The 21,634-nt window shown below is 65.2% G+C and carries 20 protein-coding genes; 3 read left to right on the top strand and 17 right to left on the bottom strand.

Annotation, left to right across the window (positions count from 1 at the left end):
• Positions 1 to 9: 9 nt before the first annotated feature.
• The 12 genes from ACK6C6_RS00375 to ACK6C6_RS00320 all read right to left on the bottom strand — a co-directional run bounded on the left by ACK6C6_RS00375 (position 10) and on the right by ACK6C6_RS00320 (position 15,321).
• Complete coding sequence (locus ACK6C6_RS00375) at positions 10 to 2,220, bottom strand: EAL domain-containing protein (protein ID WP_209587760.1); 2,211 nt, start codon at positions 2,218 to 2,220, stop codon at positions 10 to 12.
• A 25-nt stretch (positions 2,221 to 2,245) separates the two neighbouring features.
• Positions 2,246 to 4,363: an HDOD domain-containing protein gene (locus tag ACK6C6_RS00370; RefSeq protein WP_409265331.1), complete on the bottom strand. Its 2,118-nt coding sequence runs from the start codon at positions 4,361 to 4,363 to the stop codon at positions 2,246 to 2,248.
• 363 nt (positions 4,364 to 4,726) lie between these two features.
• Positions 4,727 to 6,016 (bottom strand): multidrug effflux MFS transporter, encoded by a 1,290-nt coding sequence (locus ACK6C6_RS00365; RefSeq protein WP_209587127.1) that lies wholly within the window; start codon positions 6,014 to 6,016, stop codon positions 4,727 to 4,729.
• 6 nt (positions 6,017 to 6,022) lie between these two features.
• Complete coding sequence (locus ACK6C6_RS00360; RefSeq protein WP_409265330.1) at positions 6,023 to 7,228, bottom strand: class I SAM-dependent RNA methyltransferase; 1,206 nt, start codon at positions 7,226 to 7,228, stop codon at positions 6,023 to 6,025.
• Positions 7,229 to 7,431: 203 nt separating this feature from the next.
• Entirely contained in the window at positions 7,432 to 7,845 is a 414-nt protein-coding gene (locus ACK6C6_RS00355) for a CopD family protein (RefSeq protein WP_409265329.1), read from the bottom strand.
• A gap of 23 nt (positions 7,846 to 7,868) precedes the next feature.
• Positions 7,869 to 9,134 (bottom strand): glutamate-5-semialdehyde dehydrogenase, encoded by a 1,266-nt coding sequence (locus tag ACK6C6_RS00350; RefSeq protein WP_409265328.1) that lies wholly within the window; start codon positions 9,132 to 9,134, stop codon positions 7,869 to 7,871.
• A gap of 115 nt (positions 9,135 to 9,249) precedes the next feature.
• Positions 9,250 to 10,263: a DNA polymerase III subunit delta gene (holA, locus tag ACK6C6_RS00345; protein WP_409265327.1), complete on the bottom strand. Its 1,014-nt coding sequence runs from the start codon at positions 10,261 to 10,263 to the stop codon at positions 9,250 to 9,252.
• Positions 10,264 to 10,280: 17 nt separating this feature from the next.
• The gene (lptE, locus tag ACK6C6_RS00340; RefSeq protein WP_209587123.1) at positions 10,281 to 10,787 is read right to left on the bottom strand and encodes an LPS assembly lipoprotein LptE; all 507 of its coding nucleotides are present in this window, start codon (positions 10,785 to 10,787) and stop codon (positions 10,281 to 10,283) included.
• 4 nt (positions 10,788 to 10,791) lie between these two features.
• A complete protein-coding gene (gene leuS, locus ACK6C6_RS00335) occupies positions 10,792 to 13,434 on the bottom strand; it encodes a leucine--tRNA ligase (RefSeq protein ID WP_409265326.1) in 2,643 nt (880 codons plus the stop codon).
• A gap of 137 nt (positions 13,435 to 13,571) precedes the next feature.
• A complete protein-coding gene (locus tag ACK6C6_RS00330) occupies positions 13,572 to 13,898 on the bottom strand; it encodes a barstar family protein (protein WP_036213408.1) in 327 nt (108 codons plus the stop codon).
• Positions 13,899 to 13,900: 2 nt separating this feature from the next.
• Positions 13,901 to 14,713 (bottom strand): 4-hydroxy-tetrahydrodipicolinate reductase, encoded by an 813-nt coding sequence (gene dapB, locus ACK6C6_RS00325; protein WP_209587121.1) that lies wholly within the window; start codon positions 14,711 to 14,713, stop codon positions 13,901 to 13,903.
• Positions 14,710 to 15,321 carry an outer membrane protein assembly factor BamE gene (locus ACK6C6_RS00320; protein ID WP_229413128.1) on the bottom strand — a complete coding sequence of 204 codons (612 nt, stop codon included), beginning with the start codon at positions 15,319 to 15,321 and terminating at the stop codon, positions 14,710 to 14,712. Before ACK6C6_RS00320 ends, dapB begins: the two co-directional genes overlap by 4 nt.
• 78 nt (positions 15,322 to 15,399) lie before the next feature.
• Here ACK6C6_RS00320 and fur point away from each other — a divergent pair, with 78 nt between their 5' ends.
• Positions 15,400 to 15,828: a ferric iron uptake transcriptional regulator gene (fur, locus tag ACK6C6_RS00315; protein WP_027866534.1), complete on the top strand. Its 429-nt coding sequence runs from the start codon at positions 15,400 to 15,402 to the stop codon at positions 15,826 to 15,828.
• 106 nt (positions 15,829 to 15,934) lie between these two features.
• On the opposite strand, the gene hrcA is transcribed toward fur, so the two are convergent.
• Together hrcA and ACK6C6_RS00305 are read right to left on the bottom strand one after the other, a co-directional pair.
• Positions 15,935 to 16,945 (bottom strand): heat-inducible transcriptional repressor HrcA, encoded by a 1,011-nt coding sequence (gene hrcA / locus ACK6C6_RS00310; RefSeq protein ID WP_209587120.1) that lies wholly within the window; start codon positions 16,943 to 16,945, stop codon positions 15,935 to 15,937.
• Between the two features lie 38 nt (positions 16,946 to 16,983).
• Complete coding sequence (locus ACK6C6_RS00305; RefSeq protein WP_409265325.1) at positions 16,984 to 17,694, bottom strand: HAD family hydrolase; 711 nt, start codon at positions 17,692 to 17,694, stop codon at positions 16,984 to 16,986.
• Positions 17,695 to 17,938: 244 nt separating this feature from the next.
• Between ACK6C6_RS00305 and ACK6C6_RS00300 the strand changes: the two genes are divergently transcribed.
• The gene (locus tag ACK6C6_RS00300) at positions 17,939 to 18,526 is read left to right on the top strand and encodes a hypothetical protein (protein WP_409265324.1); all 588 of its coding nucleotides are present in this window, start codon (positions 17,939 to 17,941) and stop codon (positions 18,524 to 18,526) included.
• 29 nt (positions 18,527 to 18,555) lie between these two features.
• On the top strand, positions 18,556 to 19,209 hold the full coding sequence (locus ACK6C6_RS00295) for a hypothetical protein (protein ID WP_209587117.1): 654 nt from the start codon (positions 18,556 to 18,558) through the stop codon (positions 19,207 to 19,209).
• A 179-nt stretch (positions 19,210 to 19,388) separates the two neighbouring features.
• On the opposite strand, the gene ACK6C6_RS00290 is transcribed toward ACK6C6_RS00295, so the two are convergent.
• From ACK6C6_RS00290 to pdxA, 3 genes are all read right to left on the bottom strand, one after another.
• Positions 19,389 to 19,562 carry a hypothetical protein gene (locus tag ACK6C6_RS00290; protein WP_169728133.1) on the bottom strand — a complete coding sequence of 58 codons (174 nt, stop codon included), beginning with the start codon at positions 19,560 to 19,562 and terminating at the stop codon, positions 19,389 to 19,391.
• Between the two features lie 226 nt (positions 19,563 to 19,788).
• Entirely contained in the window at positions 19,789 to 20,559 is a 771-nt protein-coding gene (gene rsmA, locus ACK6C6_RS00285; RefSeq protein WP_292041310.1) for a 16S rRNA (adenine(1518)-N(6)/adenine(1519)-N(6))-dimethyltransferase RsmA, read from the bottom strand.
• A 23-nt stretch (positions 20,560 to 20,582) separates the two neighbouring features.
• On the bottom strand, positions 20,583 to 21,632 hold the full coding sequence (gene pdxA / locus ACK6C6_RS00280; protein ID WP_409267287.1) for a 4-hydroxythreonine-4-phosphate dehydrogenase PdxA: 1,050 nt from the start codon (positions 21,630 to 21,632) through the stop codon (positions 20,583 to 20,585).
• Positions 21,633 to 21,634 lie beyond the last annotated feature (2 nt).

Genomic DNA, 21,634 nt, shown 5'->3' with positions numbered 1-21,634 from the left:
GGCGTCCGCTTACGCCTGCACTGCCCGCAGGCCGAACAGCGTCGGCTGGGTGCGCAGCGACTTGATGAATTCGCCCAGCGGGATCGGGCGGTAGTACAGGTAGCCCTGCATCGTCATGCAGCCGTTGGCGCGCAGGTAGCGCGCCTGCTCCTCGGTCTCCACGCCTTCCGCGATCAGGTTCAGGCCCAGGCCGCGCGCGATCGAGATGATCGCCAGGATCACCGGATAGTGGCCGCCCTCTTCGTGGATCTCCTTGACGAAGGACTGGTCGATCTTCACGGTGTGGATCGGGAAGCGGTGCAGGTAGGAGAGCGACGAATAGCCGGTGCCGAAATCGTCGATCGCCACCGACACGCCGAGCTGGCACAGTTTATTCAGCTGTTCGATCGCGTACTGCGGGTTGCGGATGCAGATGTTCTCGGTGATCTCGACTTCGATCTGGCCCGGCGCGATCCCGTAGCGCACCAGGGCATTGCGCATCTTCTCGAAGAAGTCGCCGCGGTCGAGGTATTGCGGCGACAGGTTGAGCGACAGGCGCACGTGGTCGGTGCCGGAAGCATTCCACTGCAGCATGTCGCGGCACAGCGCGCCGATCATCCAGTCCGAGATCGGCAGCATCAGGCCGTTCTCTTCCGCGAAGGGCAGGAACTCCCCGGCCGACAGCAGCCCGCGGGTCGGGTGGTTCCAGCGCATCAGCGCCTCGGCGCCGACGATGCGGCCGGTGAGCGCGTCGATCTGCGGCTGGTAGTACATCTCCAGCTCGTCCTGCTCGAGCGCGCGGCGCAGCGCCTGCTCGAGGGCGATCTTCTGGTGCGAGATGTCCAGCATCGAGGTGTGGTAGAAGCTGTGGCCGTTCTTGCCCTGGGCCTTGACCTGGTACATGGCGATGTCGGCATGGCGCAGCAGCTCGTCGATCGATTCGCCGTCGGTCGGATAGATGGCGATGCCGATCGAGGCCGAGATGTGCACTTCGTGGCCGTCCAGGTCGAACGGCTCCTGCAGAACCTCGAGGAACTTGTCGGCGACCATGCGCGCGTCGTCGCGGTCGCGCAGCTCCGGCAGTACGATGGTGAATTCGTCGCCGCCCTGGCGCGCCAGCGTATCGCCCTTGCGCAGGCAGCCCTTCAGGCGGGTGGCGGCCTGCTGCAGCAGTTCGTCGCCCTTCACGTGGCCCAGGGTGTCGTTGACCAGCTTGAAGCGGTCCAGGTCGATGAACATCACCGCCAGCTCGGTCTTCTTGCGCTTGGCCTGGATCACGGCCAGTCCGAGGCGGTCCTTGAACAGGATGCGGTTCGGCAGGTCGGTCAGGATGTCGTGGTAGGCCTGGTAGGAGATGACTTCTTCGGCGCGCTTGCGGTCGGTGATGTCGCGCGCCACGCCGTAGGTGCCGAAGAACTCGAGCTTCTTCACTTCCTGGTCGGGCACGTGCATGCCGATCGCGTTCAGCGAAATCGTCATCAGGGTGTTGTTGAAGGTGCGCTCGTGGCCGTTGCCGCCGCTGCCGCCGCCGTTCCTGCACTTCAGGCGCAGCTCGACGTTGCGCGAGGCGCGTTCGTCGACGCGGCGCTCGTTGAAGACGTAGCGCGCGCGTTCCAGGTCTTCCTCGTGCACCAGCAGCGAATAGTGCTTGCCGAGCAGCTCGTCGCGCGAATAGCCGAGCAGCTGGTAGGCGCGGTCGTTCACGAAGGTGAAGCGGCCTTCGTGGTTCAGCGTGTAGATGATGTCCGGCGAGGAGTCCACCAGGTAGCGGTACATCTTCTCGGAGGCGTCCAGCTGGGTGGCCATGCGCTGGTTCTCGAGCGCCAGGCGGCGGCCCTTGAGGGCGTTGGCGACCGTGGCCAGGAGTTCTTCGCGCGCGTAGGGCTTGCGCAGGTAGTCGTAGGCGCCGCGCTTGAGCGCGCCGATCGCCGCATCGATGCCGACTTCGCCGCTCATCACGATCACGTCGGCGTCGATGCCCTTCTGGTTGATGAAGTCCATGATCTCGTGGCCGCCGATGTCGGGCAAGCGCAGGTCGAGCAGGACCAGGTCGAAACGCAGGCGCGACAAATGGGCCAGGGCTTCGCTGCCCGAGGACGCGGTGGTGAGCTGGTAACCGCGGTCGCGCAGCAGCTCGTACAGCGAGGACAGCAGGCGCGGCTCGTCGTCGACCAGCAGCAGGCGTGGCTGGCTGTCGGTCTCGAGCGTTGGGGAATACGGGGCCGGTTCGCCGGAAAACATGGCGTTGTGCGCGTTGATCATGATGTTATGCGGAGCCGATCGCGCGGGCCGGCAGCGCCGCGGGGGTACCAAGACTGGTGCTGGTGGCGGCGCCGGCGCCGGACCACGCCGGCAGGAGGATTTCGAATGCGGTGCCGTTGCGGCCGCTGCGGCAGCCGATGTGGCCGCCCAGCTTCTTGACCAGGCTGTGCACGATGGACAGGCCGAGGCCGTGGTGGGCGCCGTCCTTGGTGCTCTTCACCGGCGAGAACAAATGGGCCAGCACGTCGCGCGACAGGCCGGGGCCGTTGTCGCTGACGACCAGTTCCAGGTAGAGCTGGCGCTCGCGGTTCACGTGGCCGCGGTTGACGATCTCCACGCGCCCGCCGCCCGTGCCGAGGGCCTCGATGGCGTTCTTCACCAGGTTCACCAGGATCTGCTTGAGCACGTCGGCGTCGCCCTCGATGCGGGTCGCTTCCTCGTGCATGGTGACCACGATGTCGACCGTGGCCGGGACGAAGCCGGTGCTGCGGAACAGGCGCTGCACCTCGTCCACCACCTTGGCCACGTCGGTCGGGCGCGGGCCGGTGTCGACCGGCTTGAGCTCGGCCAGGCTGCCGACCAGCTGGCCGACGCGGTCGATCTCTTCGTTCAGGATCGACATCTCGGTGCTCACGGGCTCCTGGCGCGCCAGCTTGCTGTCGAGGACACTCAGGTAGTTCTTGATGATCGACAGCGGGTTGTTCACTTCGTGCACCACGCGGCGCGAGGCCTCGCGGTATTCCTCGGCCACGTGGGCCAGTTGGCGCCTTGCATGGCCGCGCTCGAGCAGCATGTTCTCCAGCGCGGTGGCGGCCTGCGCCCCGAAGGACTGCATGAAGCGCTCGCGCCGCTGGCAATACGGGACCTGCCAGGCCGCGATGCCGCCGATCAGTACGCCCAGGCAGCGCGCGCCGGCAACCAGCGGCACGCACACCAGGCTGTCGGTGCCGAGCATGCGCAGCAGCTGTTCCTCGGCCAGGCCGAGGCTGTCGCCGTCGCGCCCGATGAAGGCCGGACGGCGCTCCAGCGCGCTCTTGGCGATGGCGCCGCCTTTCGCGAGCGGCACGGCGAATTCGGCGATGCGCTGGCTGCCCTGGGTCGGCGCGCCGACCAGGGCGTGGCCGGTCGGGTTCTCCAGCAGGACCACGGCATTGCCGAAGTCGAACAGGATGCGCGCCGAGCGCGTCATCGCTTCCAGCAGGCCGGATTCTCCCTGCTGGCGCGCGAAGCTCTGGCCCACTTCCGAGACCAGCACCATGTTGCGCACTTCTTCAGACAGGCGCTGCTGCACCGGATCCAGGCTTGGTGGCGCATAGGCCGGCGGCGCCGGGACATCGTCGGCGCCTTCCAGGTCGATGCCCAGGTGGGCGGCGGCCTTCTCGACCTGGCGCGCGGCGCCGGCCAGCATCTGGCCGGCCTGTTCGTCGTCGATGCCGCACAGGGCCGCGGCTTCACGCACCATGGCTTCGTCGCCGGCATGGCTGGACAGCACGTGGGCCAGGCGCACGATGCGGATCAAGGGGTGGGCCGACTCCAGGCGCTCGCTCGGCTCGTGGTGGTACAGCACGGCGTCGGCCAGGAAGGAGTCGAGCTGCCAGCGTTCGATCAGCCAGGCGCCGGCTTCGGCGTGGGTGATCTGCAGGGTGCGCTGCTCGACCGCGCACAGGTCCTCGTCGTCGCGCGCGCTGAAGTTGAAGGCGTATTCCTTGGGCGCGGTGGCCAGGAGGGCCAGGCGGCCGACGTTGTGCAGCAGTCCGGCCAGGTAGGCTTCTTCCAGGTGCGGGTACTCGACGGCGCGTGCGATGTCCTTCGCGATGACGGCCGTGCTCAGCGAATTCTTCCAGAAGGCGCGCAGGTCGGTGCTGCCCGAATGCGGGAAATTATTAAAGGTCTGGAACACCGAGTCGCTGATCACCAGCGTCTTGATCATGTCGGTGCCGAGGGCGACCAGGGACTGCTCGAGGTTGACGTTGCGGTGGTGCCGCTGGTAGGCCGAGCTGTTGGCCACGGCCAGCAGCTTGCCGGTCATGCCGGCATCCTTCGAGATCAGGGCGGCCAGCTCCGGCATGCCGAGGTCGTCGGCCTGCAGGTGTTCGATGAGACGCACGAGGATCTGCGGCATGGCCGGCAGACGGGCAATCAGCAGACGATTGCGTATATCCTGATCCGAAGCTTGCATGGTCTCCAACGCGGCCGCGTGTCGAAGGTTGTCCGAGGCAGCCCGGGTAGGGTTGCCACAAAGTCTTTCTTGTTTATGTATTGAACAGAACAATGTTTAAACGTTTGTTCTGGGCACGAAAAACTTATCTTAGCATATAGACATTTCTGATCGGGAACAATACTTTCTGTAAAAAGTGTTGTCGAGATGTCGCTCTAAAGTGAGAGGCGCACGAAAGCTATTTCAGCGTCAATGGAAGATTATTTCACATATGCATGCATATATGAAATTTTATTTCACGACAATGATCGGGTTCACTGAACCCGATCACGGCATCGGGTGCCCGTCGCGGATTTTCTGGCGCCGGTAGTGGCGCGCGGTGGCCCACAGGCCGATCGACAGCAGCGTGAAGCCGGCCTGGCCGAGCGCCAGCGACAGCACCGAATGCGACAGCATCGGCGAAATCACGCCCGCCACGATCGCCCCCGCCAGGGTGGTCATGAAGGACTGGCACGAGGCCACGGTGCCGCGGATGTGCGGGAACAGGTCGAGCGCCATCAGGGTCGCGCCCGGCGCGATGATCGAGCTGCCGAAGGTGAAGAAGAACATGTGCGCCACGCTCCAGGGCAGCGAGGGCGGCAGGAAGCTGTGGTAGGTCACGTTGAAGGCGACCGCGCCCAGCATGAAGAAGAAGCCGATACGGATCTGGCGTGCGAAGCCCAGCTTGCCGGCCATGCGGTTGGCCGCCAGCGCGCCCAGGAAGATGCCGCTCACGGTCGGCACGAACAGCCAGGCGAACTGCGACGGGCCCAGGCCGAGGTGCTCGGGCAGCATCACCGGCGCCGACGCGATGTACAGGAACAGGCCGGCGAAATTCAGCGCCACCACGCCCGACTTCATGTGGAACAGGAAGGAGCTGAAGATGGCGCCGTAGCTCTGGGCCAGGAAGCGCGGATTGAAGGGCTGGCGCTTTTCCTTCGGCACGGTCTCGGGCAGGTGCTTCCAGCAGAACCAGCCCAGGATGACGGTGTAGGCGCACAGCGCCAGGAAGATCGCGCGCCAGTCGGCCAGGGTCACGATCCAGCCGCCCAGCACCGGCGCGATGGCCGGTGCGATCGAGAAGATCATGGTCACCATCGACAGCAGGCGCGCCGCCTCGGCGTCCGAATACAGGTCGCGGATGATGGCGCGCCCCACCACCACGCCCGCCCCCGCCGACACGCCCTGCATGATGCGGAACACCCACAGGTAATGCACCGAACTGGCCGCCGCGCAGCCGAAGGTGCCGATCGCGAACACGACCAGCGCGAACAGGACCACGTTGCGCCGCCCGAAGGCATCCGACAGCGCGCCATGCCACAGCACCATGCCGGCGAAGGCCAGCATGTAGGCGGTGAGCGTCTGCTGCACTTCCAGCGCCGAGGCGTTCAGCTCGGCGCGGATCTGCGGGAAGGCCGGCAGGTAGGCGTCGATCGAGAACGGCCCCAGCATCGACATCGCCGCCAGCAGCGTGGCCAGGCCGCCGGCGCTGAGCATGGCGATCTTGTGGGGCGCGGGCAGCGGAACCGGCGTGACCGGATCCTTGGGCAAGTCGTCGGGTTCGGTCGGCGGCAGCATGGAGGCTTATTGCTCCTGTTTCGGTTTGGCTTCCTCGCGGCGGTTGAAACCCGCCACCATGTCGAAGCGGAACAGGCGGCATTCGAGCGCGCCGTTGAAGAACGGGGTCTTGCGCGATTCCTTCAGGCGCAGCAGCTTGGGCAGCCCGAGGTCCGCCGTGAACAGGAAGGCGGTCCAGCCCGCGAAGCGCTGCTTCAGCGTGGTGCCGAGCGCGGAGTAGAAGGAGACCGCCATCTCGTCCTGCGGCACCGTGGAATCGCCGCGCACGCCGATCCGCTCGCCATACGGCGGGTTGGTCAGCAGGATGCCTGGCTCGCTTGTGGGCGGCGACACGTGCTGGGCTTCGATCTGCTTGAGCGGCACGTCGAACAGGATGCCGGCGATCTTCAGGTTATGGCGCGTCATCGCGACCATGTCGCCCGAGATGTCGGAACCGAAGATGGTCGGCTCGGCAGGCAAGGGGTTCGGCTTGATCTCGGCCTTCAATGCCGCCCAGGCCTCGCGGTCGAAGTCGGCGAATTTTTCAAACGCGAAGCGGCGGCGCGCGCCCGGCGGAATGCCCTGCACCATCTGGGCCGCTTCGACCAGGATGGTGCCGGAGCCACACATCGGGTCGAACAGCGGGATGCCCGGCTTCCAGCCGGCCACGCGCAGCATGCCGGCGGCCAGGTTCTCGCGCAGCGGCGCGTCGCCGGTCTCTTCGCGCCAGCCGCGCTTGAACAGCGCTTCGCCCGAGGTATCGAGGTAGATGATGAAGTTGCGCTGGTCGAGGAAGCCGACGATGCGCATGTCCGGCTCGCGGGTGTTCACCGAGGGACGCTTGTTGAACTGGTCGCGGAAGCGGTCGCAGACGGCGTCCTTGATCTTCAGCGTGGTGAATTCGAGGCTCTTCAGCGGGGATTTCACCGCGGTGACGTCGACGCGGATGGTGTGGTTGACGCCGAACCAGTCTTCCCAGGGCTGCTCGAGCACCAGGTCGTAGATGTCGTTCTCGTTGTTGTAGCTGCGCTGCCCCATGCGCATCAGGACGCGCGAGGCGATGCGCGAGTGCAGGTTGATGCGGTAGGCATCGACCAGCGAACCGGAGCAGTGCACGCCGCCAGGCACCTGGTTGTGCACCCGCATGGTGGTGCTGTGCTGGGCGATTTCACCCAGTTCTTCGGCAAGTGCCGCTTCCATGCCGCGCGGGCATGGGCAAAAATATGAGGCCATGAGGGGTACCCTTTGTCCGTTAATAAAACTTGAAACGTGTTAGCAGTATCAGTACTGCTAACGTATGAGCCGTCATCCCCGCGAAGGCGGGGATCCAATTTGACGTTCGTGGCGGACCAACGAACTTGGATTCCCGCCTGCGCGGGAATGACGGTTTTACAGCTGGTGGTTCAAAACAATTCGATGGATTTGCGAAGTGACTATCAGAACGGCTTTACAACTACCAAAATCACAATCGCCAGCAGCAACAGCACCGGCACTTCATTGAAGTAGCGATACCATGTGTGGCTGCGCACATTCGCCCCGCGCTCGAATTTCTTGAGCAGCGAGCCGCAGGCGTGATGGTAGCCGATCGTCAGGATCACGAGCGCCAGTTTCGCATGCAGCCAGCCGCCCCGGATGCCGTAGCCCAGCCACAGCCAGATGCCCAGCACCAGGGCCGGCACCATCAGGATCGTGGTGAAGCGGTACAGCCGGCGCCCCATGCCCAACAGGCGCTCGAGCGCCGCCGGATTGGTTTCCTGGGCCAGGTTCACGAAGATGCGCGGCAGGTAGAACAGCCCGGCGAACCAGGAGGCGATGAAGACGATGTGCAGGGCCTTGATCCAGAGGTACATGCGATTCCTTGTTGTCGTTCTTGTCAGCTACGCACTTCGCCGTGCCCGAACACGACGTACTTGAGCGAGGTAAGCCCCTCCAGCCCCACCGGTCCGCGCGCATGCAGCTTGTCGTTCGAGATGCCGATCTCCGCGCCCAGGCCGTATTCGAAGCCGTCCGCGAAACGGGTCGAGGCGTTCACCATCACCGAGGCCGAATCCACCTCGCGCAGGAAGCGCAGCGCGGCGCTGTAGTCTTCGGTGATGATCGATTCGGTGTGCTTCGACGACCAGGTGTTGATGTGGTCAATCGCGCCGTCCAGCCCTTCCACCACGCGGATCGACAGGATCGGCGCCAGGTATTCGGTGCTCCAGTCCTGCTCGGTCGCATGCGCCAGCCAGGGGTAGCCCGTCAGGATCGCATGGGATTCCGCGTCGGCGCGCAGCTCTACTTCCCTGGTCTTGTAGAGCTCCGCCAGCTGCGGCAGCACGACGGGTGCGATCGAACGCGCCACCAGCAGGGTTTCCATCGTATTGCAGGTGCCGTAGCGGTGGCACTTGGCGTTGAAGGCCACCGGCAGCGCCTTGGCGATGTCGGCCTTGTCGTCGATGTAGACGTGGCAGATGCCGTCCAGGTGCTTGATCATCGGGACGGTGGATTCCTCCATCAGGCGCGCGATCAGCCCTTTGCCGCCGCGCGGGACGATCACGTCCACGTACTGCGGCATGGTGATCAAGGCGCCGACGGCGGCGCGGTCGGTCGTGTCGACCACCTGCACCGCGTCCAGCGGCAGGCCGGCGCCAGCCAGGCCCTCGCTCACCAGCTTGGCCAGCGCGCGGTTGCAGTGGATCGCTTCCGAGCCACCGCGCAGGATGGCGGCGTTGCCGCTCTTGATGCACAGGCCGGCCGCATCCACCGTCACGTTCGGGCGCGCCTCGTAGATGATGCCGATGACGCCCAGCGGCACGCGCATCTGGCCGACCTGGATGCCGCTCGGGCGCGACTTCATGTTGGTAATTTCGCCGACCGGGTCGGGCAGCGTGACGATCTGGCGCAGGCCCTCGACCATGGTCTTGATGGCGCCCTCGGTCAGCGCCAGGCGGTCGAGCAGGGCCGGTTCCAGGCCGCCGGCGCGGGCCGCCTCCATGTCTTCCTGGTTCGCCGCGCGCAGTACGGCGGCGTCGCGCTCGATGGCGTCGGCGATCAGGAGCAGCGCGCGGTTGCGGGTGGCGCCGTCGGCGCGCGCCATGGCGCGCGAAGCGGCACGGGCCTTGCGGCCCATGGAGTGCATGTGTTCGGTGATGTCCATCGTGTAGCCCGTGTAACGATTTTCGTAGGGTGGGCGGCTTTGCCGCCCACGCGTTCAAACAGCAGTTGAGTAATGCAGCAGCCGGTTAACCGCGTGGGCAGGGGACCTGCCCACCCTACCTTGCGACCCGCAGCGCCAGCTGCAGCATGGCATCCCACGCATCGCCCGCAAACGCCTTCGCGCGCAGGCCCTTGACCATCCGGTCCACCTGCGCCGCCTCTTTCAAGGCCGCTTCCAGCGTGGCGATCGACACGCGCCGCAGCGCCGGTTCCATCATGCGCTCGCGCGGACCCCAGATGCGGTATTCCTTCAGCAGCGCGCCCAGCGGGCGGCCCTGCGCCATCCCGGATTTCAATTTTAGCAGCGTGCGGATTTCTTCACTGACGGCCCATAAAACCAGCGGCAGCGCCTCGCCCTCGCCCTTCAGGCCGTCGAGCATGCGCGCCAGGCGCGCCGGGTCGCCCGCCAGCATGGCTTCGGACAGCTTGAACACGTCGTAGCGCGCCACGTTGAGCACGGCGTCGTGCACCTGTTCGAAGCTCAGCTTGCCCGGCTCGTACAGCAGGCCGAGCTTCTGGATTTCCTGGTGCGCCGCCAGCAGGTTGCCCTCGACGCGATCGGCGATGAAGTCCAGGCTCTGGCGCTCGGCACTCTGCCCTTGCGCGGAGAGACGCATGCCGATCCAGCCCGGCAGCTGGGCGCGCTCCACGTTCGGAATCTCGATGTAGACCGCCGCCTGCTGCAGCGCCGCCACCCACGAGGCCTTGGCGGTCTGCCAGTCCAGCTTCGGCAAGGTGATCAGGGTGAGGTTGTCGGGACCGAGGTCCTTGGCGTAAGCCTGCAGGGCGGCGCTGCCGTCCTTGCCGGGTTTGCCACTCGGGATGCGCAGCTCGATCAGCTTCTTGTCGCCGAACAGGGACATGGCCTGGTTCGCGGCCAGCAGTTCGCCCCACTTGAAGTTGCGCTCGACCGTGAGCACGTCGCGCTCGGTAAAGCCTTGCGCGCGGGCGGTCTTGCGAATACGGTCGGCCGCTTCCAGCGCGAGCAGGTGCTCGTCGCTGGTGATCACGTACAAGGGCGCCAGGCCCTTGGCCAGGTGGCCCTCGAGGGCCTCAGGCCGCAGCTGCATGCTTCAGTCTCAACTCGTCAGACAGGTTTGATCGCGGCCAGGCGGCGCAGGATCTGCTGCACCAGGTCGGCCTGCATGTCGCGGTACAGCAGCTGCTCTTCCGATTCCTTGGCCAGCACCTGCGATTCGTCGAAGGCGATGTTGCGGCGCAGGGTGATCTCGGTCGGGCCGAGCAGCTCCTTGTTGTTGGCGTCGCGCACGCGGAACACCAGGGTGTAGCTCAGCGAGTACTCGCGCACCCGGCCCAGGCTGTTCAGCGACAGGATCGACTTGCCGCGCGACTCGGACAGCACGTCGAACAGGGCCTGCGCCTTGGAGGCGTCGGTCTCGACGCGCACGGAGTCGCCCGCGCGCAGGTTGCGCTTGAGCTCCGTGCCCAGCGGCGAGGTCTCGGGGAAGGCCAGGTAGATGCTCTGGAAGGGCATGTTGTACTGGCCGGTCGAGCCGCGCAGCTGGAAGCCGCAACCGGCGACGGTTGCGGCCACCAGGACCGCTGCCAGCGTGCGTACCACGATGGTTTTCATCGATTTACACCACGATGTTGATGAGTTTGCCCGGCACCACGATGACCTTCTTCGGCGTGCCCTCGATGAACTTGCTGACCGATTCCTCGGCCAGCGCAGCCGCTTCGATGCTCGCCTTGTCGGCATCTTTCGGCACCTTGACCGAACCGCGCAGCTTGCCGTTCACCTGGATCATCAGCTCGATCTCCGACTGCTCCAGCGCGGCCGGGTCGACTTGCGGCCACTGCACGTTGAGGATGTCGCCATAGACGGCGGCATAGCCCAGTTCCTGCCACAGGCCGTGGGTGATGTGCGGCGCCACCGGGTTCAGCAGGCGCAGGAAGATCGAGAAGCCTTCGGCGATCACCGCATCAGACGCCACACCCTCGGCCAGCTTGGCCGACTCCAGCGTGTTGAGCATCTTCATGCAGGCCGAGACCACGGTGTTGTACTGGATGCGCTTCAGGTCATAGTCGGCCTGCTGCAGCACCTTGTGCACTTCGCGGCGCAGGGTCTTCTGGGCGTCGTCCAGCGAGCCTTGCTGCTGGCCTTTCAGGGCATTGGCAATGCGCTCGCGCTGCGCGTAGCCGTAGGCCCAGACGCGGCGCAGGAAGCGGCTCGCGCCTTCCACGCCGCTGTTCGACCACTCCAGGGTCTGCTCCGGCGGCGAGGCGAACATGGTGAACAGGCGCGCGGTGTCGGCGCCGTACTGCTCGATCTGCGCCTGCGGGTCGATGCCGTTGTTCTTCGACTTCGACATCTTCTCGGTGCCGCCGATCTGGACCGGCTGGCCATCCGATTTCAGGACGGCGCTCTGCGGGCGGCCCTTGTCGTCGAACGTGAGTTCGACGTCGGCCGGGTTGAACCAGGTCTTCTTGCCGGACTGGTCTTCGCGGTAGTAGGTCTCGTTCAGCACCATGCCCTGGGTCAGCAGGTTCACGAAGGGCTCGTCGAACTTCAGCAGGCCGAAGTCGCGCATCACCTTGGTCCAGAAGCGCGCGTACAGCAGGTGCATGACGGCGTGCTCGATGCCGCCGATGTACTGGTCCATCGGCATCCAGTAGTCGTTGCGCTCGTCGACCATCTTGTCGTTGGAGCCCGGCGAGGTATAGCGCATGTAGTACCAGGACGAATCGATGAAGGTATCCATCGTGTCGGTCTCGCGGCGCGCCGGCTTGCCGCACTTCGGGCAATCGCACTTCAGGAAGGCTTCGTCCTTGTTGAGCGGATTGCCGGTGCCGTCCGGGACCAGGTGTTCCGGCAGCACGACCGGCAGGTCTGCTTCCGGCACCGGCACCGCGCCGCAGTCGCCGCAGTGGATCATCGGGATTGGGGTGCCCCAGTAGCGCTGGCGCGAGATGCCCCAGTCGCGCAGGCGGAAGGTGACCTTCTTGTCGCCCAGGCCCTGGGCGGCGAGGTCGCCGGCCACCGCGTTGACCGCGGCGATGTAGTCCAGGCCGTCGTACTTGCCCGAGTTGACGGTGCGGCCAGCTTCCTTGTCGCCGTACCATTCTTGCCAGCCGTCCAGGGAGAATTCCTGGCCTTCGACGGCAACCACCTGCTTGATCGGCAGATTGTATTTGGTGGCGAAGCCGAAGTCGCGCTCGTCGTGGCCCGGCACGCCCATCACGGCGCCGTCGCCGTAGGTCATCAGGACGTAGTTGCCGACCCAGACCGGCAGCTGCTCGCCGGTCACCGGGTGGGTTACGGTCAGGCCGGTCGGCATGCCTTTCTTTTCCATCGTCGCCATGTCGGCTTCGATGACGGAACCCAGCTTGCACTCGGCGATGAAGGCCTGCAGTTCCGGGTTGTTCTTCGCGGCGTGCTGGGCCAGCGGGTGCTCGGCCGCCACGGCGCAGAAGGTCACGCCCATGATGGTGTCGGCGCGGGTGGTGAAGACGTACAGCTTGCCCTCGTTGATGAGCTCACCCGAGTCGTCCTTGATCTGGTGCGGGAAGGCGAAGCGCACGCCGGTCGACTTGCCGATCCAGTTGGCCTGCATGATGCGCACGCGCTCCGGCCAGCCCGGCAGCTTGTTGTCGACGTAGTCCAGCAGCTCGTCCGCGTACTCGGTGATGCGCACGTAGTACATCGGGATCTCGCGCTTCTCGATCAGCGCGCCCGAGCGCCAGCCGCGGCCGTCCACCACCTGTTCGTTGGCCAGCACGGTCTGGTCCACCGGGTCCCAGTTCACGGTGCCGGTCTTCTGGTAGATGATGCCCTTCTCGAGCATCTTGAGGAACATCCACTGGTTCCACTTGTAGTATTCCGGCTTGCAGGCGGTCATCTCGCGCGACCAGTCGATGGCCAGGCCCATCGATTCCATCTGCCCGCGCATGTGGGCGATGTTCGAATAGGTCCACTCGGCCGGCGGCACGTTGTTCGCCATCGCCGCGTTCTCGGCCGGCATGCCGAAAGCGTCCCAGCCCATCGGCATCAGGACGTTGTAGCCGTTCATCCGCAGGTAGCGGTACATCACGTCATTGATCGTATAGTTGCGCACGTGGCCCATGTGCAGCTTGCCCGACGGGTAAGGCAGCATCGAGCAGGCGTAATACTTGCCTTTTGGGAAACGCGGGTCGTTCTCGACGGCCTTGTAGGCGTCGATCGACTTCCAGTAGGCCTGGGCGGCCTGTTCGACTTCAGCTGGACTATATTTTTCTTGCATGATTTCTTGCAGACGTGGAGGGTGGAACAGAACATTATACTGTTTCATTTTGCACTGCGGCGAAAGGCGGAGCCGCAATGAAAAACCGCCATGCCTGCCGCGGCAGGGATGGCGGTTGGAAGCCGCTGCGGCCGGGCTCAGCGCAGCACCAGCTCCAGCGCCGGCTTCTCGCCGTAGTCCTCGTAGCGCTCGTTGATGCCGCCCACGCAGAAGGCGATTTCGTCCAGCAGGTCCGGCACGGCCGCCTTCATCCTGTCGGCATCCGCGATGACGATTTCCAGCACCTCGTTCGGCTTGAGCCGGAACTTGGTCATGTTTTCCTCGTCGCGCAGGTAGCTCAGGCAGTCGACCCAGGCGTCGATGCTGTCGGCATAGGACGCGGGAAAGCCGAACGCGCGCCGGGATTCCAGATGGAAGGAGGCCTCGTCGACGATGGCGGCGCCGTTCAGTTCCGCGACGGCCATGCTTACCCCTTCAGGCCCAGCACGTCGTCCATGCCGAACAGGCCGTTCGGCTTGCCCGCCAGGAAGCGTGCGGCGCGGACGGCGCCATGGGCGTAGGTGACGCGGCTGCTCGACTTGTGGCTGATCTCGATGCGCTCACCGGTGCCGAGGAACATGACGGTATGGTCGCCCACCACGTCGCCGCCGCGCACGGTGGCAAAGCCGATGGTCGACGGGTCGCGCTCGCCGGTCACGCCTTCGCGGCCGTAGACGGCGCATTCCTTCAGGTCGCGACCCAGCGCGTCGGCGATGACTTCGCCCATCTTGAGGGCGGTGCCGCTCGGCGCATCGACCTTGTGGCGGTGGTGCGCCTCGACGATCTCGATGTCGTAGCCTTCGCTGAAGCTCTTGGCCGCCATCTCGAGCAGCTTGAGGGTGACGTTCACGCCCACGCTCATGTTCGGGGCGAACACGATGCCGACCTTCTCGGAAGCCGCACGGATCGCCGCCTTGCCGGCATCGTCGAAGCCGGTGGTACCGATCACCAGCTGCACGCCGTTGGCCGCGCAGTATTCCAGGTGGCGCAGCGTGCCTTCGGGACGGGTGAAGTCGATCAGCACGTCGGCGTTCTTCAGCGCGCCAGCGAGGTCGGACTGGATGATCACGCCGGTCAGCTGGCCGGCGAAGGCGCCGGCGTCCATCCCGATCGAGGGCGAACCCGCGACGTCGAGCGCACCGGCCAGCTCGGCGTCCGGCGCGGCCTGGATGGCTTCGACCAGCATGCGGCCCATGCGGCCGCTGGCGCCGGCGACGGCGATTTTCAACTTGGCGGTCATGGCTGCACCACCGGGGCGCCGCCGACCTTGGGCGCTTCCATCGGGCGCGATTCAGGCTTGGCCTTGGTGCTCACCTTGGACGGGCCGGCGATGCGGTCGATGTATTCGCGCTCGGTCGGCAGGTTGCCGCCTTCGAAGCGCTCGACCTTGTCGTCCTTGAAGAAGACGGTGACGCGGCTGGTGGTCAGCTCGCCGTTGCCGCGCGCGAGGTAGAACGGGTAGTCCCAGCGGTCCTGGTGGAAGACGTCGTTCAGCAGCGGGGTACCGAGGAGGAAGCGCACCTGGTCGCGGGTCTGGCCGACCTTCAGCTGGTCCAGCATCTCCTGCGAGACGAAGTTACCCTGCTGGATGTCCGGGCGGTAGGGCGAGAACACCCACATGAATTTTTGCAGCTTGGTGGCCTGGACGGTCTGGGCGCCGGCATTCGCGGCGGCGGCCGACTTCTGTGCGTCCGCGGCGACAGCCGCCGGGTCCGTGCTCACCGGCGGCGCGGGACGCGTCTGGTTGCGCCAGGCGGCGCAGCCGGACAGCATCAGCGTGCATGCGAGGCCGGCCACGACGACTGCCCGGCTTGAGAATCGGTGGAGAACGGCTGGTTTGACGCGCATAGGTAACCTCAAAACGTTTGAGCGGGAGCTCCAAAACGCTATATCATAAAGCACTCCGCCAAACTACGAGCAACAAACATGAGTAACAACCCCACCGACCTGAAGGCCAGCGGCCTGAAGGCAACGCTGCCACGCCTGAAAATCCTGGAAATCTTCCAGAACAGCTCCGTTCGGCACCTGACGGCGGAAGATGTCTACAAAATCCTCCTCGCCGACAACATGGACGTGGGCCTGGCCACCGTGTACCGCGTGCTGACCCAGTTCGAACAGGCCGGCCTGCTGAACCGCAACCACTTCGAGACCGGCAAGGCCATCTACGAGCTGAATGCCGGTTCGCACCATGACCACCTCGTCTGCCTCGACTGCGGCCACGTGGAAGAGTTCTACGACGAAGAAATCGAAGCGCGCCAGCACAAGATCGCGGTGGAACGCGGCTTCAAGATCGCCGAGCACTCGCTGGCGATCTACGGCAATTGCGTGAAGCCGGCCTGCCCGCACCGCCACTGATTCAGGTAGGGGTGTAAAAAGCGGCCAAGGCAAGGCGCCGAGTCGAAGACAGTACGGGTAGTACGACGAGACGAGGCAACGCAGCCATGGCCGCTTTTTTACACCCCTACGACTGGCTCAGGGCATTCGACAGCAGCTTGGCCGTGATGTCGACGATCGGAATCACGCGCTCGTAGGCCATGCGCGTCGGCCCGATCACTCCCAGGGTGCCGACGATGCGTCCATTGACCTCGTAGGGCGCCGTCACCACGCTCATCTCGTCCATCGGCACCAGCTTGGATTCGCCGCCGATGAAGATCTGCACCCCGCCCGCCTTGCTCGACACCTCGAGCAGCTGCATCAGGCCGGTCTTCTGCTCGAACATCTCGAACATCTGGCGCAGGGACGACATGTTGGACGACAGGTCCGACACCGACAGCAGGTTGCGTTCGCCCGCGATCACCATGTCGTCGCCCTCGGCCATCGCCTCGCTGCCCGCCTCTACCGCCACCTGCATCAGCTTGCCCATGTCGTCGCGCAGCTGGCGCAGTTCGCCGCTCAGGCGCGCGCGCACCTGGTCGAAGGTGAGGCCCGCATAGTTCTGGTTCAGGTAATTGGCCGACTGGGTCAGCTGGCCCGGCGTGTAGTCGACGTCGGTGTGCAAGAGGCGGTTCTGGACGTCGCCGCGCGGATCGACGATGACCAGCAGGATGCGCTTTTCGGACAGGCGCAGGAATTCGATCTGCTGGAACACCGACTCGCGCCGCGGGCTTTGCACCACGCCGGCGAACTGCGACAGCGAGGACAGCATCTGGGCCGCGTTGGCGATGATCTTCTGGGGCTGCTGGCTCGGGAGACGCATGTGCTGGGCAGCCTGCTCGTCGATGTGCTGCACGGTGAGCAGGGTGTCGACGAACAGCCGGTAGCCGCGCGGGGTCGGGATGCGGCCGGCCGAGGTGTGCGGACTGGCGACGTAGCCCATTTCCTCGAGGTCGGCCATGATGTTGCGGATTGTGGCCGGCGACAGGTCGAGGCCGGAAATCTTCGACAGCGCACGCGAACCGACAGGCTGGCCGTCGGCGATGTAGCGCTCGACGAGGGCTTTGAGCAGGGTCTGGGCGCGGGGTTCGAGTTGCATGCTCTTATTATGCACGCGATAGCGGGCGGGGCGCCAGTTCAGGCGTGCTCGCGCTTGAGCCAGTCCAGCAGCCCGTCCAGGCTGCTCGTTTCCAGGTCGGGGCGGACCTGCTCCGGCATGTCGTTGACCTTGCCGATCCGGTTCATCCACACGGCGCGCAGCCCGGCGCGCTGGGCGCCCTGGACGTCCAGCAGCAGGTCGTCGCCCACGTACACCGCCTCCTGCGGCGCCACGTCCAGCAGACGGCAGGCCTCCAGGAAGATCCGCGGGTCCGGCTTGGCGACGCCGAAGCTGGGGGCGGCGACCGAGGCATCGAAATGGCGCGCCAGGCCGATCGTCTGTAGGTCGGCATTGCCGTTGGTGACCGAGCCGATCCGCACCCTGCCCTTCAGGCGCAGCAGGCCGGGCAGCACGTCGTCATAGGGAATCACCGCATTGCGTGCCGCGAAGAATTCGGTCATCGCCAGTTCCACCTTGCCCGCATCTTCGCCGGCCTGCTCGAAGGCGGCGATCAGGCCGGCCCGGCGCAAGGCGCCCAGGTCGAGCTGGAATTCGGGCTGGCGCGCCAGCAGCTCGAGCCGGGCCTGGCGCAGCGTCTCGATGGTGAACTGCTGCGCCACCCGCGGCGCATGATGGCGCAGCCAGGCGAACAGGATCTGCTCGGCCTCCAGGATCACCGGGGCGATCGGCCACAGGGTGTCGTCGAGGTCGAACAATACGGCTTTGGGCCAGGCGCGGCGCTGGATCATGGTGTGCTTGCTGGGAAGATGGGTGCCTGGCCCAAGGATAGCGAGCACGCCCGTAGAAAGCAATCGGGCACTGTCCCCTGCTACCCACGGTTACAGCGTGATACAAAGGCAAACCGTCCAGTCGCTTGTTAAATGGACTAAAATGTTGGGCTAATATAATGTGGTCGTAGCTCGTCCACCAGCGTGTCCACAGCTCACTTGCACACGCTTTGCACGTTCACCAGTCAGATTTTTTGGAGAAATTATGAAGAGTTCGTACCTGCGTGCCGGTGCTGCGCTGGCATGCGCGCTGGCGCTGTCCGCCTGCGGCGGCGGCGATGGCGACCGGGTTATTGGCGGTTCGTTTTCGGGCGTGACCAAGCCTGGCCTGGTCCTGCAGAACAATGGCGGCTCCGACCTGGTCATCAATCCGACCAACGGAGGTATCGGCAATTTCTATTTCCCTGACATGGTGGAAACCGATTCCGACTACAACGTGACGGCCAAGAGTTTCCCGAGCAATGCTGAAACTTGCACCGTAACCAACGGAAAAGGCAAGGTCGCCATCGACATCAACACCATCTACGTCGAGTGCACCATCCGCCAGCATGAGCTGAAGGGCACCGTCACCGGCCTCACCGGCAACCTGGTACTGGTCAACGGTTCCGACCGCGTCACGGTCGCCCCCGGCGCCACCTCCTTCACCATGGCCAAGGTCAACGAAGACGCGCCCTACGGCATCGCCATCCTGACCCAGCCCGACAACCAGACCTGCACGGTTGCCAACGGCAGCGGCACCGTGGGCCAGGCCGACATCACCAACGTGACCGTGACCTGCGGCCCGCGTACTTGATCAACACTGTATATCCTGGAGCAAGCTTCATGAAGTTTTCCCTGATCCGTCCGGCAAGCATGCTGGCAATGGCAGCGGCCCTGGCATCCTGCGGTGGCGGTGGCGACGACGACAGTTTTACGGTGGGCGGCCGCGTCGCAGGTATCGTGTACCCGGGCATGACGCTGACCAATAACGGCACCGAGACCATCAACATCGCGCCGCCGGCCAAGGCTGGCGAAGAAGTCACCTTCAGTTTCGCCAAAAAGCTGGAGTACGGCGACACCTACGACGTGCGCATCACGTCCAATCCGCAGCACCAGGACTGCCGCATCTACCAATACGCGCCGAACAGCACGACCGGCACGGCCGGCCAGCTGGCCGTGATCAATGCCCGCTTCGAGTGCTTCATCCAGACGCATGCGATCGGCGGCGAAGTCACGGGCCTGACCAAGGACAATACCGGCCTGGTGCTGGCCAATGGCAGCACCACCGGCACCACCGTGATCATCCCACCTGAAGCCAACACCACCGGCGCCGCGTTCAAGTACTCGATGGTTGTGCCGGTGGAGTACAACCAGTCCTATGGCGTGACCATCGTGACCCAGCCAAAAGACGCCGTCTGCACGGTCCAGAACCCGACCGGCATCATGGGCGACGTCGATGTTACCAACATCAACATCACCTGCGTCCGCTCCTCATAAGATATTCGAAAAACTTATGTCGAATATGTGAAAGGAAAATTGGACTTATATGCTGTAACGCAGCATACTAGCTCCTGTCTCCTCCAACTCTCCTCAGAAAAGAATTGGATTTCAAGCCCGCTACCCAGCGGGCTTTTTTTTGCCCGCCGCCCGGCGCGGCCGGAAGCGGGCATCGGACATCAGGCCGGGCGCTTGGCCGTGACCTTCACCACGGCGACCTGCGAGGCGCCCACCGACACCTGGGCATTGTATGCCTCGGCCGCGCGGCTGGTGGCGGCCTGCGCATAGCTGCTGACGCCGGCGAGGACCAGGGTGGCGAGGAAGATGGCTTCCATGTGCTTGAGGACGTTCATTTTGTGCTCCCTTCGGTGAGTTGGTGGCCGCTTCGTGTGTCGTGCGGCTTGTCGATGGGAGCACTTTAGCCAAGGCGTCCCGCGGCTTCCACCGGGGTGCGACGGACTGCAGGAATTGGCGGATGAAAGGACGAAAAACGGGATGCGCTGTCGTTGTGCAGCGCAATGTAGAGCAGGATTGAGGGGAGTTTCGCGGGGCGGCAAGCCGCCACCCTGCGAAGGACGATCACAGCAGGTTTGCCAGCGCCACGTACTGCTCCAGGCCCACTGCTTCCGGCCGTGCGCCCGGATCGATCCCGGCTTCGACCAGTTGCGCCTCGGTGAACATGCCTGCCACGCAGTTGCGGATCACCTTGCGGCGCTGCGAGAAGGCCTTGGCCACGACTTTTTCCAGCTTGTCGCCGTCCACTTCCAGCTTCTGGCGCTTGGGGATCATGCGCACGATCGCCGAGTCCACCTGGGGCGGCGGGTCGAAGGCGGTCGGCGGGACGATGAACAGCAGGTCCATGTCGTAGCGCCACTGCAGCATCACCGACAGGCGGCTGTAGGCCTTGGTGCCCGGCTCGGCCACCATGCGCTCGACCACTTCCTTCTGCAGCATGAAATGCTGGTCCTCGACCAGCGGCGCGAATTCGGCCAGGTGGAACAGCAGCGGGCTCGAGATGTTGTACGGCAGGTTGCCGACCACGCGCAGCTTCCGCCCTTCCGGCACCGGGATCGATCCGAAATCGAACTTCAGCGCATCGCCCGAGTGCACGGTGAGCTTCTCGCGCGGGTAGGCCTTTTCCAGGCGCGCCACCAGGTCGCGGTCCAGCTCGACGACGTGCATGTGGTCGAGCGACTTGAGCAGCAGCGCCGTCATGGCGGCCAGGCCCGGCCCGATCTCGACCATCGCCTGGCCGCGCTGCGGGCCGATGGCGTCGATGATGTTGTCCAGGACGAGTTTGTCGGTCAGGAAGTTCTGGCCGAAGCGCTTGCGTGCTACGTGTTTGCTCATGGTGTTCTAGTAGTTGTGTTCGTTCAGCGGCGGTGCGAGGCCGCCATCTGCATGGCGGCGCGGATCGCCTCCTCCATGCTGCCGCAGTCGGCCAGGCCCAGGCCCTGCGCCGCCAGGTCGAGCGCGGTGCCATGGTCGACCGAGGTGCGCACGATCGGCAGGCCGAGCGTGACGTTGATGCCGCGCCCGAAAGTGGCGTGCTTCAGCACCGGCAGGCCCTGGTCGTGGTACATCGCCAGCACGCAGTCGGCATCCTGCAGGTACTTCGGCTGGAACAGGGTGTCGGCCGGATAGGGACCGCGCGCGTCGATGCCGCGCGCCCGTGCCGCGTCGAGTACGGGCGTGATGACCTCGATCTCTTCGCGGCCCAGGTAGCCGTTCTCCCCCGCGTGCGGGTTCAGGCCGGTGACCAGGATGCGCGGCGCGGCGATGCCGAACTTGTTCTTCAGGTCGGCGTCGACGATGTCGATGACCTGCGCCAGGTTCTCCGGCGTCAGCGCCGCCGGGACGTCCTTCAGCGGCAAATGGGTGGTGGCCAGCGCCACCCGCAGGTAGGGCTGCTCATTTCCCCCTGCCGCGCCAGGCTGCCCCGCCAGCATCATCACGACTTTCGGGGTGTTGGTCTTCTCGGCCAGGTATTCGGTATGGCCGGAAAAGGCCACGCCGGCGTCGTTGATCGTGCTTTTCTGGAGCGGCGCGGTAACGATGCCGTCGAACCAGCCACACTTGGCGCCTTCGATCGCAAGGTCCAGGGTCGCCAGCACGGCGCGCCCGTTCTCGGCATTCAGCTGGCCCGGGACCACGTGGGCGTCGAGCGGCACGTCGATGACGGCCAGGCGGTCCTTGCCGAAGTGCGGCAGGCCGCCGTTGCGCAGGGCCTGGATCGACAGGGCCGACAGGCGGATGGCGGGATCGATCAGGCTGGCGGTGAGCGCCAGGAAGGCGGCGTCGCCGACCAGCACGCAGTTGGCGGATTCGCGCAGCGCCCAGGCCGCGCGGATCGAGATCTCGGGACCGATGCCGGCCGGCTCGCCGACCGTGACCGCGAGGGTGGGCCGGCGTCCGTTCGACATCA

It is taken from the genome of Massilia sp. BHUDP2, from assembly GCF_046236355.1.
Lineage (GTDB): Bacteria > Pseudomonadota > Gammaproteobacteria > Burkholderiales > Burkholderiaceae_D > Telluria > Telluria varians.
The sequence above is the reverse complement of the archived record's forward strand: the minus strand, read 5'-3'. Positions and strand labels throughout refer to the sequence as shown.